13 protein-coding genes and 1 pseudogene are annotated in these 16,157 nt (G+C 61.0%); 5 read left to right on the top strand and 9 right to left on the bottom strand.

Going from position 1 to position 16,157, the window contains the following annotated elements:
• Positions 1-4: 4 nt before the first annotated feature.
• Genes P7C00_RS25160 through P7C00_RS25140 form a run of 5 tightly spaced genes read right to left on the bottom strand, consistent with a single transcriptional unit; the run spans position 5 to position 5,426 of the window.
• Positions 5-1,030, bottom strand: coding sequence for an AAA family ATPase (locus tag P7C00_RS25160; protein WP_404937545.1), 1,026 nt, complete (start codon positions 1,028-1,030; stop codon positions 5-7).
• Positions 1,027-2,190, bottom strand: coding sequence for a DUF4350 domain-containing protein (locus tag P7C00_RS25155; protein WP_346632460.1), 1,164 nt, complete (start codon positions 2,188-2,190; stop codon positions 1,027-1,029). The genes P7C00_RS25160 and P7C00_RS25155 overlap by 4 nt, the downstream gene beginning before the upstream one ends.
• Positions 2,187-3,737 carry a DUF4129 domain-containing protein gene (locus tag P7C00_RS25150; protein WP_404937544.1) on the bottom strand — a complete coding sequence of 517 codons (1,551 nt, stop codon included), beginning with the start codon at positions 3,735-3,737 and terminating at the stop codon, positions 2,187-2,189. Before P7C00_RS25150 ends, P7C00_RS25155 begins: the two co-directional genes overlap by 4 nt.
• Positions 3,724-4,704 carry a stage II sporulation protein M gene (locus tag P7C00_RS25145; protein WP_346632458.1) on the bottom strand — a complete coding sequence of 327 codons (981 nt, stop codon included), beginning with the start codon at positions 4,702-4,704 and terminating at the stop codon, positions 3,724-3,726. Before P7C00_RS25145 ends, P7C00_RS25150 begins: the two co-directional genes overlap by 14 nt.
• Positions 4,701-5,426: an RDD family protein gene (locus P7C00_RS25140; RefSeq protein ID WP_346632457.1), complete on the bottom strand. Its 726-nt coding sequence runs from the start codon at positions 5,424-5,426 to the stop codon at positions 4,701-4,703. Before P7C00_RS25140 ends, P7C00_RS25145 begins: the two co-directional genes overlap by 4 nt.
• A gap of 185 nt (positions 5,427-5,611) precedes the next feature.
• On the opposite strand from P7C00_RS25140, the gene sbcB reads away from it, so the two are divergent.
• Positions 5,612-7,039 (top strand): exodeoxyribonuclease I, encoded by a 1,428-nt coding sequence (sbcB, locus tag P7C00_RS25135; RefSeq protein WP_346632456.1) that lies wholly within the window; start codon positions 5,612-5,614, stop codon positions 7,037-7,039.
• A 104-nt stretch (positions 7,040-7,143) separates the two neighbouring features.
• Here sbcB and mvaT read toward each other — a convergent pair whose 3' ends face one another.
• Positions 7,144-7,518 (bottom strand): histone-like nucleoid-structuring protein MvaT, encoded by a 375-nt coding sequence (gene mvaT, locus P7C00_RS25130; RefSeq protein ID WP_102860539.1) that lies wholly within the window; start codon positions 7,516-7,518, stop codon positions 7,144-7,146.
• Between the two features lie 346 nt (positions 7,519-7,864).
• Here mvaT and purU point away from each other — a divergent pair, with 346 nt between their 5' ends.
• Both purU and P7C00_RS25120 read left to right on the top strand, forming a co-directional pair.
• On the top strand, positions 7,865-8,713 hold the full coding sequence (purU, locus tag P7C00_RS25125) for a formyltetrahydrofolate deformylase (protein WP_346632455.1): 849 nt from the start codon (positions 7,865-7,867) through the stop codon (positions 8,711-8,713).
• 67 nt (positions 8,714-8,780) lie between these two features.
• Positions 8,781-8,951: a hypothetical protein gene (locus P7C00_RS25120; RefSeq protein ID WP_346632454.1), complete on the top strand. Its 171-nt coding sequence runs from the start codon at positions 8,781-8,783 to the stop codon at positions 8,949-8,951.
• A 79-nt stretch (positions 8,952-9,030) separates the two neighbouring features.
• Here the strand turns inward: P7C00_RS25120 and P7C00_RS25115 are convergent, their stop codons facing one another.
• Both P7C00_RS25115 and P7C00_RS25110 read right to left on the bottom strand, forming a co-directional pair.
• Complete coding sequence (locus tag P7C00_RS25115) at positions 9,031-9,795, bottom strand: methyl-accepting chemotaxis protein (RefSeq protein WP_371826169.1); 765 nt, start codon at positions 9,793-9,795, stop codon at positions 9,031-9,033.
• A 93-nt stretch (positions 9,796-9,888) separates the two neighbouring features.
• A pseudogene (locus P7C00_RS25110) lies at positions 9,889-10,920 on the bottom strand (cache domain-containing protein); the annotation flags it as partial.
• Between the two features lie 194 nt (positions 10,921-11,114).
• Between P7C00_RS25110 and P7C00_RS25105 the strand changes: the two are divergent.
• Entirely contained in the window at positions 11,115-12,602 is a 1,488-nt protein-coding gene (locus P7C00_RS25105; protein WP_404937543.1) for a helicase HerA-like domain-containing protein, read from the top strand.
• 15 nt (positions 12,603-12,617) lie between these two features.
• Here the strand turns inward: P7C00_RS25105 and P7C00_RS25100 are convergent, their stop codons facing one another.
• A complete protein-coding gene (locus P7C00_RS25100) occupies positions 12,618-13,073 on the bottom strand; it encodes a DUF721 domain-containing protein (protein WP_123726105.1) in 456 nt (151 codons plus the stop codon).
• Positions 13,074-13,395: 322 nt separating this feature from the next.
• On the opposite strand from P7C00_RS25100, the gene secA reads away from it, so the two are divergent.
• A complete protein-coding gene (gene secA, locus P7C00_RS25095) occupies positions 13,396-16,137 on the top strand; it encodes a preprotein translocase subunit SecA (protein WP_346632451.1) in 2,742 nt (913 codons plus the stop codon).
• Positions 16,138-16,157 lie beyond the last annotated feature (20 nt).

The raw sequence follows: 16,157 nt of genomic DNA, 5'->3' as shown, positions 1-16,157 counted from the left end.
CGGCTCACAGACGCGGTGCCGGAATCTGCTCGAGCATCTGCTTGAGCACCTGTTCCACCGATAGCCCTTCGATATCCAGTTCCGGAGCGACCCGTACCCGATGCCGCAGTACGGCCAGGGCACAGCCCTTGATGTCATCCGGAATCACGAATTCGCCGCCCCGCAGCAGGGCCCGGGCCCGGGCTCCGCGCACCAGGGCAATGGAGGCTCGCGGGCCGGCGCCGAGAGTCAGTCCGGGCCAGCTGCGGGTGGCCCGGGCCAGGCGCACGGCATAGTCGAGCACCTGTTCGTCCAGAGGCAGCTCGCTGGCGATGCGCTGCAGGGCCAGCACGTCCTTGGCCTGGAGCACGGTACGCAGGGGCTGGACATCGAGCATGTCGGCGCGGGTCGAGCGAGCCACCTGGCGAACCATGTTGAGCTCCTCCTCGGCGTCCGGGTAGTCCATCCGCAACTTGAGCATGAAACGGTCCAGTTCAGCTTCCGGCAGCGGGTAGGTGCCTTCCTGCTCGATGGGGTTCTGGGTCGCCAGGACCATGAATGGCTGGGCGATGGGCAGGGCCCGGCCTTCCAGGGTCACCTGGCGTTCCTGCATGGCTTCCAGCAGAGCGGCCTGGGTCTTGGCCGGGGCGCGGTTGATTTCGTCCGCCAACAGCAGATTGGTGAACAGCGGCCCCTTGCGCAGTTTGAACTGCTCGGTCTGCAGGTCGTACACCGCGTGGCCGGTGACATCGCTGGGCATCAGGTCCGGGGTGAACTGGATCCGTGCGAACTCACCGCCGAAGCAGCGGGCCAGGGCCCGTACCAGCAGCGTCTTGCCCAGACCAGGGACGCCTTCGAGCAGTACGTGGCCACCGGCGATCAGCGCCGTCAGCACATCATCGATCACGGCCTCCTGGCCGATCACCACCTTCTGCAGTTCCTGGCGCACCGCCTGCGCCAGCTGGCTGGCCCGTTGCCGCTGCTGGGCGACATGGACCTGGGGCTGAGGTGCCTCAGAGGAGTCAAGGGGTTCGACGGGTTGTTCGCTCATAGGGCATTCCTGAGAGTTTGCAGGTGGGCGACCTGGTGGCTGAAGTCAGCACCGGAAAGGCGCTGCCCGGACAAGGGTTGCAGGGCTTGGCGCACAGCAGCGACAGGCTGGTGGCTGAGGAGGGCGAGCACGTCCCACTGGGCTTCGGGCTCCAGCTGTTCGAAACCCGGATGACGACGTCGGGCCCGGCGCCGGATATCCAGTTGCAGGGCCTGTAGCAGTGGGCCCTGGCCGCCATGGCGCAGGATGAAGTCGGCGCTGGCGCGCAGGTGTTCACGCAGTTGACGCCGGGCCTTGGGCGCCGGTGCCAGCAACGGACCCTGGCGGCTACCGGCCTGCCATAGCCACAGGCCGATCAATAGGGCCAGGGCGACCAACGCCTGGGGGAAATAGCGCCAGAGCAATTGCCACAGGCTCGGGTGGTCAGTGTTGAACAGCAGGGTTACTGCCGTATCGGTATTGAGGTACCACAGCAGCCAGGCGTTGTCGTACAGGCCGATGGCCGGGGCTTTCCAGATGTCGGCGTCGGTCAGCACGGTGACCGAACCCTGGCCGTAGTCGAGCTGGATCATGTGGGTGGCCACGCCGCTGTTGGCCCAGGATTGGGCCAGGCTGTCCGGGTCGTCCAGGTGGAAGGCAGTGTCGAAGCCGATGTAGGCCGGGGCCTGTTCGTCTTCCAGATAGACTTTGGTCAGCTTTGGAAAGGCGTCGTTGGCTTCCTGTTCCGGCGGTTCCTCAAGGTCCTCGCTGAGCTGTTGATGGATCTGCACCCGATCCAGCAGCAGGTCACCGCTTTGTTGGGTGTCATCGTCCCACAGGGCTTCGGCGACAAAGATCAGCCGACCACCGGCACGGGCCCAATCCAGCACCTGGTCGACCTGGCGCGGGCTCATGTTCGAGCGCTCTCCCAGCAACAGCAGGCTGTTGCCGGCGGGCTTCAAGGTGGCCAGTACTTCCAGGCCGTTGGCGTGATCGACCTTGAGGCCGCGTTCGCGCATAAACATCTCGGCGGCCAGGTAGGGATTGGCCTGGGCTTCGGGAGACGGTCCGTGATCGATGAGTTCCTGATAAGGCGTGGCCTGTTGGTACAGGTAGTAGCCGGCGGCTCCCAGTACCAGGATCAGCAACAGGGCCAGGCTGCCCCATAGATAGCGTTTCATGCGGGCGCTCCTGGGCCGAACAGGCTGCGCCAGGCGTCGCACAGTTGCGGCTGCAGATCGGCGCCGGGAACCCGGTGCCCGTAGGCCATGTTCTGCCAGTGCTTGGTCAGCTCGCGGCTGAAGGCTTCCAGGGGCGGTTGCTGCAAGGCCTTGATCCGCTCCAGTACCTGGCCTTCGGTATCGGCCACGCTGAGGGGCAGATGAAAGTCTTCCAGCAGGCGACTGAGCAGTGCCCGATACAGCAGGCCCAGGGCTTCCCGGGGCTGGTTTGACCAGAGCTCCTCGGCGCGGGCGGCCACATCGGCGGGCAGGGTTTCGCTGCTGACGTCCAGACCGAACAGTTGTTGGGGTATCGCGGCGGGGCGTTTCTTGCGCGGTAGCGGACGGCGGCTGACAAAGGCACGCAGCCAATCGCGGTAGCGCCAGATCAGCCAGCCCAGGGCCCCTAGCAGCAAGCCCCAGAGGAGGATTTCCAGGCCCTTGGCGAGGCTGCCGAAGCTGTTGTTGTCGAGGTTTTCCAACAGGCTCTTGAGCCAGCCCGGCGGCTTGCCCTTGGCGTCTTTCTTCTGTGCCTGTTCTTCGCCGAAGCGGTAGCGGGTGACCGATTCCTGGTTCTTGAATGGCGGCTTTTCCAGGATGCCCTGGATGCTGTCCTTCGAGGCCTTGCTGGTCAGAGGTTGCTGCTGCAGTCGGGGCACTTCGGGGCCGGCCACGGAACTGCTGGTGGTGGCTGCCCAGAGCGATGGGCCTGGCGTCGCCAGCATCAGGCCGGCCACCAGCAGCAGCGCCGCGGTGCCTGCCAGACGCTGGCGCAGGCGGCGGAAAACCAGTTCGATGTCCCAGGCCTCGAGCTCGGTGCGGCGGTTGAGGTACAGGCTGAAGCCACAGGCCACGTAGATCGGTTCCCAGATCACCAGGACCAGGGCGTAGAAGGCGTTGGTCAGGTGTTCCAGCCAGAGCCAGTCCTGCTGAGCGGCGATGACCAGGCTCTGCCAGTTCCAGTCCAGCTCGATCTGTTGCGGCAGCAACAGGTAGAACAGCACCATCAGGCCAATCCACAAGGCGCCCTCCAGGTGCATGCCGATCAGGGTCAACCAGCGTGCGGCCCCGGCGTTGCGCTGCAGCAGGACCGCCAGGCGTTGTTGCCGGGCGTCGCCAGTCAGGCCTTCGAGTTGCACCACCGGCATGACAAAGCTGCGGCTCATGCTGAAGCGGCGCCAGGTCAGACTGGCCAGCAGTTGTGGCTTGAGCAGGCGTGGCCATTGCCTCAGCGCCTCTCCCAGGCTTGGGGTTTCCCCGAACAGGGCTTTGGAGAGGATGAACAGCGGCAAGCGTTCGAAGGCCGGTTTCAGCCACCAGAACAACAGCACTGCCAAGGATGGGGATTGCCACAGCAGCAGGCTCAGCAGGGCGAACACCGGCAGGCTGACGATGGCCCAGCTGGTCATCAGCAGGCGTCGGTGGCGCTGGCTCAGCAGTACGCCCAGGTCCATGGCTTCCCAGGGGGTGCGTGGGCGGATCGTCACGCTGGCGTCACTCAGGCGCATGGGATTCACGTCCGGCCAGGGTCAGGTACGCCGCCACCAGGCTCCACAGGACGGCGCCGACGCTGTATTTGATCCAGGCCGCGGGCCAGGTCATGGAGGACCAGTAGGCTTCGATAAAGGCCGCGATCAGCAGGAATACGATGACCCCGTAGACCAGTTGCACGCTGATCCGCGCGGCCTGCAACAGGGCTTCGCCGCGGCTCAGGCGACCGGGGGCAATCAGCGCCCAGCCCAGTTTCAGGCCGGCCGCCCCGGACAGGGCAATGGCGCTCAGTTCGAAGGCACCGTGACCGATGACGAAGGGCCAGAAGGTCTGGCCGAAGCCGATCTGGGTCAGATGGCCGGCGATGGCGCCGATCATCAGACCGTTGAAAAACAGGAAGAACACGCTACCCAGACCGAACAGCAAACCGCTGGCAAAGGTCTGAAAGGCGATGCCGATGTTATGCATGATGTAGTAGCCGAACATCACCCAGTCTTCACTGGAGGCGCGTTCGGCAGCCCGTCCCAGGCGTCCGGCGCTGGGGTCGTACATGCCCTGCATTTCCGTCACCTGTTGCTGGCTCACCAGGCTGTAGATCAGCTCGGGAAACAGGTACACCAGCAGCCCTATACCCAGCAGGCTGCCAAAGAACAGCAGGCTGGCGATCAGCACCAGGCGCCATTCCTGGCGCACCAGGCGAGGAAAGCCGGCCAGTACGAAGCCCAGGATATTGGCGCTGATAGCGGTGCGTTGACGGTACAACTGCTGATGGCCGCGCAAAGCCAGTTGCTGCAGGGGGTCGATCAGGTAGCTGCTGTAGCCGCGCTCCTGAGCCAGGGCCAGGTGCTGGCACAGGCGACGGTAGTCCTGGACGAAGCTCTGGCAGTCCTCGGCTTTGGCTCGGCGTCGCTCCAACTGGTCCAGCAGATGCTCGAACTGTTGCCATTGCGCCTGGTGACGGTTTTCGAAAAGGCTTTGTTTCATGTCGTTCCCAGAAAACCGCGAGCGATGCCATTGAGTTCGGCAGTGGCCTGGGCGGTGGGTACATGCAGCGGCTGCGCGAGGATCGCCGCCAGTTCCCCGGTCCGTTCGGCCGACAGCTGACTCTGGCGTTCGGCAAACTCGAGAATCGCTCGTTGTTCATTCAGACTCAGGGCAAAAGGCGCGGAACGGGGTACGGCGGCTGGCAGTTCCGGTCGCTTGACCGACTGCTCGCGGTAGATCACCAGGGTGCCGGCGGCCAGGTCGCCGAGGCGCTTGAAGGTCGGGTGCTGCAGGCAACTGATTGCGCCGAGGAAGTAGCCGAACGGCAGCATGTCGGCAAAGCGCAACAGGTTGCGAGTCAGGGAGGCGCTCCAGCCGATGGGGGTGCCATCGTCCTGTACCACCCGTAGCCCCATCAGTTGTTTACCGGGAGAGCGACCCTGGTTCAGTACCTCGAACAGCACCATGTACCACCAGCTGATCAGGAACAGCAGGATTGAGCCGAGGCCGATACCGATCTCGCCGAAAAAGCCCAGGACAATCAACAGCAGGCCCAGCACCAGCCCGCGAATACCCAGGTCGAGGGAAAACGCCAGGGTACGGACCAGCAGTCCCGCAGGTCGCAGTGGCAGGTCGATGCCCTCGGGGGTTTCGACCTGATACCGCGTATCCAGTGGCGGGTGCAGCGATGCGTTCCTTGGCGTTGCTGTCGTCTCAAGCATGGGCAACTTGTCGGCTTGGCCTGGTAGAGAAAAATCCAGCGCCGATGCTAGCAGTGTCTGAGGGGCAAACGACATCATTAACTACGAATTCGATGCCCCGGTCTGGGTAATGCCTGGACGCGCGGCTGGCCCTGGTGGCGCTTGAGCGCCTAGACTGCGGCGGTCTTTCAGTTCAGGAACAGGCCGTGACTTCCCTCTTTTGGTACGACTACGAAACCACCGGCATCAATCCTCGCAGCGATCGCCCGTTGCAAGTGGCCGGCATTCGCACCGATCTGGCGCTCAATGAGATCGACGAGCCGGTCAACCTCTACTGCCAGCCCAGCGACGATATCCTGCCGCACCCGGTGGCCTGCATGATCACCGGCATCACCCCGAGCCGTCTGGCGGCGCAGGGCTTGAGCGAGGCGGACTTCATGACCCGGGTGCACGGGCAACTGGCGCGTCCGGGTACTTGCGGTGTCGGCTACAACACCCTGCGTTTCGACGATGAGGTGACCCGCTACAGCTTGTACCGCAACTTCTTCGATCCCTATGCCCGGGAGTGGCAAGGCGGCAACAGCCGCTGGGACCTGATCGATGTGGTGCGCACGGCCTATGCTCTGCGTCCCGAGGGTATCGTCTGGCCGCAGGAGCAGGGGCAGGTGACTCTCAAGCTGGAGCGCCTGACCGCCGCCAATGGTATCGACCACGGCCAGGCCCACGATGCGCTGTCCGATGTCCGTGCCACCATTGCCCTGGCGCGCCTGATTCGCGACAAGCAACCCAAGCTCTATGACTGGCTGTTTCAACTGCGCAGCAAGCAGCGGGTGATGGATCAGATCCGCCTGCTGCAGCCTCTGGTGCATATTTCCGGGCGTTTCTCTGCGGCACGGCACTATATCGGGGTGGTGCTGCCCCTGGCCTGGCATCCACGCAACCGCAATGCGCTGATCGTCTGTGATCTGCATCTGGACCCGCAGGGGCTACTGGACCTGGATGCCGAAACCTTGCGTCAGCGTTTATATACGCGGCGCGAAGATCTTCTGGACGGTGAGCTGCCAGTGCCGTTGAAACTCATCCATATCAATCGCTGCCCGGTAGTGGCGCCATTGAGTGTCCTGCGCGCGGAGGATCAACAACGGCTGCACTTGGACATGGAGCAGTACCAGCGCCGTGGGTTGCTTTTGACTGAGGCCCAGGAAGTTTGGCGGGATAAACTTTCGGTGATTTACGGCCCTGATGAGTTCGCTGCCAGTGAGGACCCGGAGCAACAGTTGTACGACGGCTTTATTGGCGATCGCGATCGGCGTTTGTGTGAGCAAGTGCGTGAGGCCGATCCGTTGCATTTGGCTCAGCAACAGTGGCCATTTGATGATGAGCGCTTACCTGAATTGCTCTTTCGCTACCGTGCCCGCAACTTTCCGGAGACATTGGATAAAACCGAGCAAGAGCGTTGGCGCGGTTTCTGTCAGCAGCGTTTGCTTGACCCGAAACTCGGCGCGCCCAATACCCTGGAAAGTTTCGCTCAGGGACTTGAGCAATCGTTGTTAAGTGCTGATCCGAAGCAGCGTCAGGTGCTGGATGAGTGGCAGGAGCATGTTCGGGCCCTGGCTGGACGTCTGGCTCTTTGAGGGAGTGCCCCGGGCCTGGAACAGGTCGCCGGGGCATAAAAAAACGCCAGCGGACTGGCGTTTTTCAGTCAGGCTGCAAGAGCCCGGGCGCTCACTGGCAAGGCTTAGCCCAGCAGGGTTGCCCAGCCTTCAACCACATCGCCGCCCCACTTGGCTTTCCACTCTTTCAGAGTCTTGTGGTTGCCGCCTTTGGTTTCGATGACTTCACCATTGTGCGGGTTTTTGTACTGTTTAACTTTACGGGCACGCTTGGTGCCGGTGGTTTTTACTGCGGCACGTGGTGCTTTAACTTTCGAGTCCGGATCCAGCAGGGCGATGATGTCGCGCAGGGACTTGGAGTACTCGCCCATCAGGCTGCGCAGTTTGCCTTCGAATTCCAGTTCGGTTTTCAGTTTGTCGTCTTGGGACAGGTTCTTCAAACGTGCTTGCAGTTCTTTAATGGCTTCTTCTGTAGCACGGTATTCGTTGATCAGGGACATGTGGACTACCTTATTGAGCGCTGAGTGGCTGGGTGACAATGTCGCAATAATAGTCAGAGAGTATGTGCAAGTAAACATAATACCGCTGTTTTATTTGTCTCTCTTAGTGTGTTTAGGCGTAAAAATCATTTCGGTATTTAATAGGTCGATGGGTTCGATTGCGCTATTCACAAATTAGTTATGCGCTATTGGCAAGTGTCGGTATCTGTCGTCGCAGTGGCAGTCGATAAGGCGTTTGAAGGTGCGTTTGCCAATCTAATCAAGGCCCGGGGCGCAATGGATACTGCAGTTTTTTCGCGTAGTGGCTAGAATGGCGACCTTTGCGAAGTTCTGGAGTTTCCCCCTCATGCGCACCTTTCGGTTGGTGATTTCTTGCCCTGACCGCGTTGGCATCGTTGCCAAAGTCAGTAACTTTCTGGCCTCCCATAACGGTTGGATCACCGAAGCGAGCCACCACTCGGACAACCTCAGTGGCTGGTTCTTCATGCGCCACGAGATTCGTGCCGATTCCCTGCCTTTTGGCCTGGAGGCTTTTCGCGAGGCATTTGCGCCGATCGCTGAAGAGTTCTCGATGGACTGGCGGATCACTGATACCGCCGAGAAGAAGCGTGTGGTGCTCATGGCCAGTCGTGAGTCCCATTGCCTGGCCGACTTGTTGCACCGCTGGCACAGCGATGAGCTGGACTGTGAGATCGTCTGTGTGATCTCCAACCACGATGACCTGCGCAGCATGGTCGAGTGGCATGGCATTCCTTATTACCACGTACCGGTCAATCCTCAGGACAAGGAGCCGGCATTCTCCGAGGTGTCGCGCCTGGTCAAGCAGCACGACGCCGAAGTGGTAGTGCTGGCGCGCTACATGCAAATCCTGCCGCCGGCGTTGTGCAGCGAATATGCGCACAAGGTGATCAACATCCACCACAGCTTCCTGCCGTCCTTCGTCGGTGCCAAGCCTTACCACCAGGCTTCTCTGCGTGGGGTGAAGCTGATTGGCGCCACCTGCCACTACGTCACCGAAGAGCTGGATGCCGGCCCGATCATCGAGCAGGACGTGGTACGAGTCAGTCACAGCGACAGCATCGAGGACATGGTGCGTTTTGGTCGTGATGTGGAGAAGATGGTCCTGGCCCGCGGCCTGCGCTACCACCTGGAAGACCGCGTGCTGGTGCACGGCAACAAGACCGTGGTGTTCTGATTGAAAAAAAACCAGGAGCGGGGGGCAATATCCCGGTCCTGGTTCTGTAAATCACGAGGTCAGTCCGATGACCGATCCACTGGATAAAGCCACTTCCCAGGCCCCTGCCACCCTCGGCGAGGGGTGCTTGAGCCGCTACGACCCCGACGAACTTGATGCCGATGACGGCACCGAGTTTCCTGGGGCCGCCCAACTGTGGGAGCAGTTGCAGCAGGAGCCGCCACCGGAGCCGCAGTGAGTGGTTTGCCTGTCATGGTTGGCAATCGGCTCCTCCTCTAGGAGCCGGCTTGCCGACTAAAGGGCCCTGAGGCCCGCCATCAAATCCTGAAGCTGCCCACCAGATGCTTCAAGCGCGCTGCTTGCTGTTCCAGATCGGAGCAGGCCCGCAGTGTCGCCTGGAGGTTTTCCACGCCTTCCTGGTTCAGCGTATTGATTTCGGTGATGTCCATGTTGATGGACTCCACCACCGAGGTCTGTTCCTCAGTGGCGGTAGCCACCGACTGGTTCATGCCGTCGATTTCACCGATGCGCTGGGTCACGCTGTTCAGCCGTTCTCCAGCCTGGTTGGCGATCTCTACGCTGTCCTGGCTGTGACGCTGGCTATTGCTCATGGTGCTCACCGACTCGCGGGCGCCCACTTGCAGTTCCTCAATCATGGTCTGCACCTGCTGCGCCGACTCCTGGGTGCGGTGAGCCAGGTTGCGCACTTCGTCGGCAACCACGGCAAATCCGCGGCCGGCTTCACCCGCACGGGCGGCTTCAATGGCGGCGTTGAGTGCCAGCAGGTTGGTCTGTTGGGAGATGCTGGTGATGACTTCGAGAATCTGCCCGATGTTCACTGTCTTGCTGTTCAGGGTCTCGATGTTGCTGCTGGAGGCGCTGATCATGTCCGATAGCTGGTTCATCGCCTGGATGCTGCGATCCACCACCTGCTGGCCGTCTTCAGCCAGGTTGCGGGCGTCGCTGGCCTGCTGCGAGGCCTGGGCGGCATTACGGGCGATTTCCTGGGCTGCGGCGCCCAGTTGATTGATGGCCGCGGCGACACTGTTGGTGCGACTGGCCTGCTCATCGGAGTTGAGCATCGATGAGTTGGAGGCGCTGACCACCCGCAGAGCTACTTCGTTGACATGCTCGGTGGCGGAGGACACTTCGCGGATCGAACCGTGGATACGTTCGACAAAGCGGTTGAAGGCCGTACCGAGGATGCCGAACTCGTCCTGGTTGTGGATGTTCAGGCGGCGGGTCAGGTCGCCTTCGCCGTCGGCGATGTCTTGCATGGCACGGGTCATTACGTGCAGGGGCTGCATCAGCAAGCGTATCAGCAGGCCCAGCAGGGCGATGGTCAGGGCCACGGCGGTCAGGGTGGCGATCAGGGCCGAGGTGCGGAATTCGCTGAGCATGGCGAAAGCCTTGTCCTTGTCCACCGACAGGCCGATGTACCAGTTCACCGAAGACAGGCCCTTGATCGGGGTGAAGGTGACGATGCGGGTTTTGCCGTCGACGCTGATCTCACTGAGCTCGCTGCTGATGCGCGGGGTGTCCTGGGGATAGACGTCCTTGAGATTCTTCATCACCAGGTTCTTGTCCGGGTGCACCAGGATCTTGCCGTCGGCGCTGATCAGGAAGGCGTAGCCCATGCCGTCGAAGTCCAGGGCATTGATGCTGTCGGCAATCACCTGCAGGCTCAGGTCGCCGCCCACTACACCAATCCGCTGGCCGGCCTTGAGCACGCTGTCGACAATCGAGATCACCAGTTGGCCGGAGGCCAGGTCGATATAGGGTTCGGTCAGGGCCGAGCCGTTGGTGCTCTCGGCACTCTTGTACCAGGGGCGTGCGCGAGGGTCGTAGCCGTCGGGCATCTTGCTGTCCGGGCGGATGATGAAGGTGCCGTCCTTGTTGCCCAGGTAAGCCCCCATGAAGGTTGAGCTCACGGACTTCTGTTCCAGCAGGTTGCTGACATTGGTCGGGTCGGGGTTGAGAGCCACCGATTGCGAGATGTTCTCGATCAGCAAGGCGCGGCCGGCGAGCCAGGTCTGAATATTTTTTGCCGTAACGTCGCCCATTTCCTGAAGATAGTTGTCCAGATCATCACGAATGGCGTTGCGTTGCAGGTAATCGTTGTAGAGCGTGAATAGCGCAAATGCAGCTATGACGATCAGCGAGGCGGCAAGCAGGATCTTGTGGCTGAAGCGCAGATTTTTGTTCATGGCTTGGTGTGTCCGCTAAGGTCTTTGAGTCCAGGGCATCGGGTTGGAAAAGCGCGCAAAATGGGCGGTGTTATAAGTAAGCTGATATCTCCATCTATCCCAAAGGAATTACCTGACCTTTATTTCAGATACTTCTGATCCATCATTTCTTCATATCGACCGTGTAAGGCCAAAGATTAACCAGGGGTGACAAAATGCCTGACTCATCGCAACTCGTTATCGGTGCCGACCTTGGTGGTCAGCCGATCGCTCAGGCCATGCGCCTGGCCAACCGCCATGGTCTGGTGGCGGGTGCCACCGGTACTGGCAAGACCGTGACCTTGCAGCGCCTGGCTGAGGCCTTCAGTGACGCCGGGGTGGCGGTATTCGCCGCGGATATCAAGGGCGATCTGTGCGGGCTGGGGGCGGCGGGCAATCCACAGGGCAAGATCGCCGAACGGATCGCCGGCATGCCGTGGCTTGAACATAAGCCTCAGGCGTATCCGGTAACACTGTGGGATATCCATGGTCAGTCCGGCCATCCCTTGCGCACCACCTTGAGCGAAATGGGCCCGCTATTGCTGGGCAGCCTGCTTGAGCTCACCGACAGTCAGCAGTCGGCGCTGTATGCGGCGTTCAAGGTGGCGGACCGTGAAGGGCTGTTGTTGCTGGACTTGAAGGATCTCAAGGCGCTGCTCAATCACCTCAAGGACCACCCTCAACTGCTGGGAGATGATGCGGCGCTGATGACCACGGGGTCCAGTCAGGCGCTGTTGCGGCGTCTGGCGACCCTGGAGCAGCAAGGCGCGGAAGCTCTGTTCGGCGAGCCCGCGTTGCAACTGGAAGACATTCTGCCGCCAGCTGCCGATGGCCGTGGACGGATTCATCTGTTGGACGCGAGTCGTTTGGTGCACGAGGCGCCGAAAGTCTATGCGACCTTCCTTTTATGGCTGCTGGCTGAATTGTTCGAGCAATTGCCGGAACGTGGTGATGCGGACAAGCCTGTACTGGCCCTGTTTTTCGATGAAGCCCACTTGCTGTTCGCAGGCACTCCCAAGGCTCTGCAGGATCGATTGGAGCAGGTGGTACGGCTGATTCGCTCCAAGGGGGTGGGGGTGTATTTCGTCACCCAATCGCCAGGGGATCTGCCGGACGATGTGCTGGCTCAACTGGGGCTGCGTATTCAGCATGGCTTGCGGGCGTTCACCGCCAAGGAGCAGAAGTCGTTACGGGCTGTGGCCGATGGTTTCCGTCCAAACCCGGACTTTGACGCGCTGGCGGTGCTCACTGAGTTGGGCATTGGCGAGGCGTTGGTAGGGACCCTGCAAGACAAGGGGACGCCGGAGATGGTGCAGCGCGTGCTGGTGGCACCACCGCAATCGCGAATCGGACCGTTGACGGAGACCGAACGCAAGGCCCTGATCGCCAGTTCGCCGTTACAGGGCCGTTATGACAAGCCTATCGATCGCGAGTCTGCCTATGAGGTGCTGATGGGGCGCAAGGACCTGGCGCCTGAAGCGCAGGCGACGCCCGACGAGCCCGTCGCTGAAGAACCGAGCCTGGCTGATCGGGCGGGTGAGTTCCTCGGCACTGCCGCCGGGCAGGCATTGAAGTCGGCCATGCGTCAGGCGGCCAATCAGTTGGGTCGGCAATTGGTCAGGGGCCTGATGGGGTCGTTGCTGGGCGGCAGCAAGCGGCGCTGAAGCCTGGCGTCTGGATCAGCCCCGCGGTTTGGCGTGGCTGGCCAGGCGCTCCAGGGCGGCGCGCAGATTGGGATCGGTGATGCCTTCGGCTGTGGCCTGGATGGTTGCGGCGGCGTTGTTCGACAGATCCATGGTATGCCCCGCTGCGCCCTGTTGGACCGTGGGTGGCTGGACCTTGAACAGGATGCGCGTGAGGTTGCTGAACTCATTGAACTCCAGCAGTTGGCGCTGCAGGCGTTTTTGCTGATAGCGCAGACGCGTAGCCCAGTGGCCATCGGTCACGATCAGCAGCAAGCTGCCTTCTCGCCAGGAGGCGACGTGGCAATGTTCGCGAGCGGCCGGTTGCAATTGGCTCTCCAGCAGGCGCTGCAGATGCGCCAGGCGCTGGGCGTGGCCGAGTATGGCTTTGAGTGGCTTGGCTTCGCGAAGAAGAACGGCGGGCGCGCGTGCCGTAAGGGGGCGAAATGCCATGATCAGAAACCTGAAGTTACAGAGGCGCCATGGTAGCAGAAAGCACCCGGGGCACCGGGCTCATTGCTTTTTCGTACTTTGACTACTTTCTGGCGCTTTGCTGATCGTAATCATTAAGTTCTGTGGTCAATGGGCTTGAAGTTCGGCAAAAAGCCCTTATTTTAGGTGAGCCCCGTCACAGCGCTGTGCCAGCATCGTGGAATAACGCCACTTTCCTCACCATCGTTTCCGGGTAGAATGCTCGTTCGCATGCGGCCATGAGGGCTGCTCGGGCGACTCACGGGGCCGCCCTCCAACCCTATGTGTGGAAGATCCTGCCGATATGTTTGCGCCTTTGTTAAAGAAACTTTTTGGAAGCAAGAACGAGCGTGAAGTCAAACGCATGCTCAAGACGGTACAGATCGTCAATGCCTTCGAAGAGCAAATGGTGGCCCTTTCGGACGATCAATTGCGTGCCAAGACCGCCGAGTTCAAGGCCCGTATCGCCAAGGGTGAAACCCTCGACAAACTGCTTCCCGAAGCCTTCGCGGTCGCCCGTGAAGCCGGTAAGCGCATCATGGGTATGCGTCACTTCGACGTGCAGTTGATCGGTGGCATGACCTTGCATGAAGGCAAGATCGCCGAGATGCGCACCGGTGAGGGCAAGACCCTGGTAGCCACCCTGGGTGTGTACCTCAACGCATTGTCCGGCAAGGGCGTGCACGTTGTGACGGTGAATGACTATCTGGCGCGTCGTGACGCCAACTGGATGCGCCCGCTGTACGAATTCCTCGGCCTGAGCGTCGGCGTGGTTACGCCGTTCCAGCCGCCTGAAGAGAAACGTGCCGCCTACGCCGCCGACATCACTTACGGCACCAACAACGAATTCGGTTTTGACTACCTGCGCGACAACATGGCTTTCAGCATGGAAGACAAGTTCCAGCGCGAGCTCAATTTTGCCGTGATCGACGAAGTCGACTCGATCCTCATCGACGAAGCCCGTACTCCGTTGATCATTTCCGGTCAGGCTGAAGACAGTTCCCGCCTGTACACCGAAATCAACAAGCTGATCCCGCGCCTGGAGCAGCACATCGAGGAAGTGGAAGGCCAGGTCACCAAGGCCGGTCACTTCACTGTCGACGAGAAGACCCGTCAGGTCGAGCTCAACGAAGCCGGTCACCAGTTCATCGAAGAAATGCTGACCCAGGTCGGCCTGCTGGCGGAAGGCGAAAGCCTGTATTCGGCCCACAACCTGGGCCTGCTGACCCACGTTTATGCCGGCCTGCGTGCCCACAAGCTGTTCAATCGCAACGTCGAATACATCGTTCAGGATGGTCAAGTGGTCCTGGTGGATGAGCACACCGGCCGTACCATGCCGGGTCGTCGCCTGTCCGAGGGCCTGCACCAGGCCATCGAAGCCAAGGAAAACCTCAACATCCAGGCCGAGAGCCAGACCCTGGCCTCGACCACTTTCCAGAACTACTTCCGTCTGTACACCAAGCTGTCCGGCATGACCGGTACCGCCGACACCGAAGCCTTCGAGTTCCATCAGATCTACGGCCTGCAGGTGATGGTGATTCCGCCGAACAAGCCGCTGGCTCGTAAGGACTACAACGACCTGGTGTTCCTGACCGCGGATGAGAAATACGCCGCGATCATCAACGACATCAAGGAATGCATGACCCAGGGCCGTCCGGTGCTGGTGGGGACCGCGACCATCGAAACTTCCGAGCACATGTCCAACCTGCTCAACAAGGAAGGCATCGAGCACAAGGTCCTGAACGCCAAGTTCCACGAGAAGGAAGCGGAAATCATCGCCCAGGCCGGTCGCCCGGGAGCCTTGACCATCGCCACCAACATGGCCGGTCGTGGTACCGACATCCTGCTGGGCGGCAACTGGGAAGTGGAGGTCGCCTCCCTGGAGAACCCGACTCCGGAGCAGATCGCCCAGATCAAGGCCGACTGGCAGAAGCGTCACCAGCAAGTGCTGGAGTCCGGTGGCCTGCAGGTAATCGCTTCCGAGCGTCACGAATCGCGCCGTATCGACAACCAGCTGCGTGGTCGTGCCGGTCGTCAGGGTGATGCCGGTTCCAGCCGCTTCTACCTGTCCCTGGAAGACAGCCTGATGCGTATCTTTGCCTCTGACCGGGTGAAGAACTTCATGAAGGCATTGGGCATGCAGTCCGGCGAGGCGATCGAGCACCGCATGGTGACCAATGCCATCGAGAAGGCCCAGCGCAAGGTGGAAGGCCGCAACTTCGACATCCGCAAGCAATTGCTGGAGTTCGACGACGTCAACAACGAGCAGCGTAAAGTGATCTATCACATGCGCAACACCTTGTTGGCGGCGGACAACATTGGCGAAACCATCGCCGATTTCCGCCAGGACGTGCTCAATGCCACAGTCAGTGCGCATATTCCGCCGCAATCGCTGCCCGAGCAGTGGGACGTGGCCGGTCTGGAAGAGTCGATCCAGAGCGGTTTCGGTGTAAGCCTGCCGATCCAGCAATGGCTCGACGAAGACGATCACCTGTACGAAGAAACCCTGCGCGAGAAGCTGCTCAACGAGTTGATCGCTGCGTACAACGAGAAAGAAGACCAGGCCGGTGCCGAAGCGCTGCGTTCTTTCGAGAAGCAGATCGTACTGCGGGTACTGGATGACTTGTGGAAAGACCACCTGTCCACCATGGACCACCTGCGCCACGGTATTCACCTGCGCGGTTATGCGCAGAAGAACCCGAAGCAGGAGTACAAGCGCGAGTCCTTCACCCTGTTCTCCGAGTTGCTGGATTCCATCAAGCGCGATTCGATCCGGGTCCTGTCCCATGTGCAGGTCCGCCGTGAAGATCCGGCCGAAGAAGAGGCGCGTCTGCGTCAGGAAGCCGAGGCACTGGCCCAGCGTCTGCAGTTCGAACACGCCGAGGCTCCGGGTCTGGATCAGCCGGAAGCGCTGGAAGAGGGGGTTGATGTTGATGTCGCCCTGGCCACCGCGCCGGTGCGCAATGAGCAGAAACTGGGCCGCAACGAACTGTGCTACTGCGGTTCGGGCAAGAAGTACAAACACTGTCACGGCCAGATCAACTAAGATCCTCGCCAGACACTGAA

Origin of the sequence: Pseudomonas sp. JDS08PS003 (assembly GCF_045013505.1) — a bacterium.
In the GTDB taxonomy this organism is placed as follows: Bacteria; Pseudomonadota; Gammaproteobacteria; order Pseudomonadales; family Pseudomonadaceae; genus Aquipseudomonas; species Aquipseudomonas protegens_B.
This window is presented reverse-complemented; position numbering and strand designations above follow the sequence as displayed.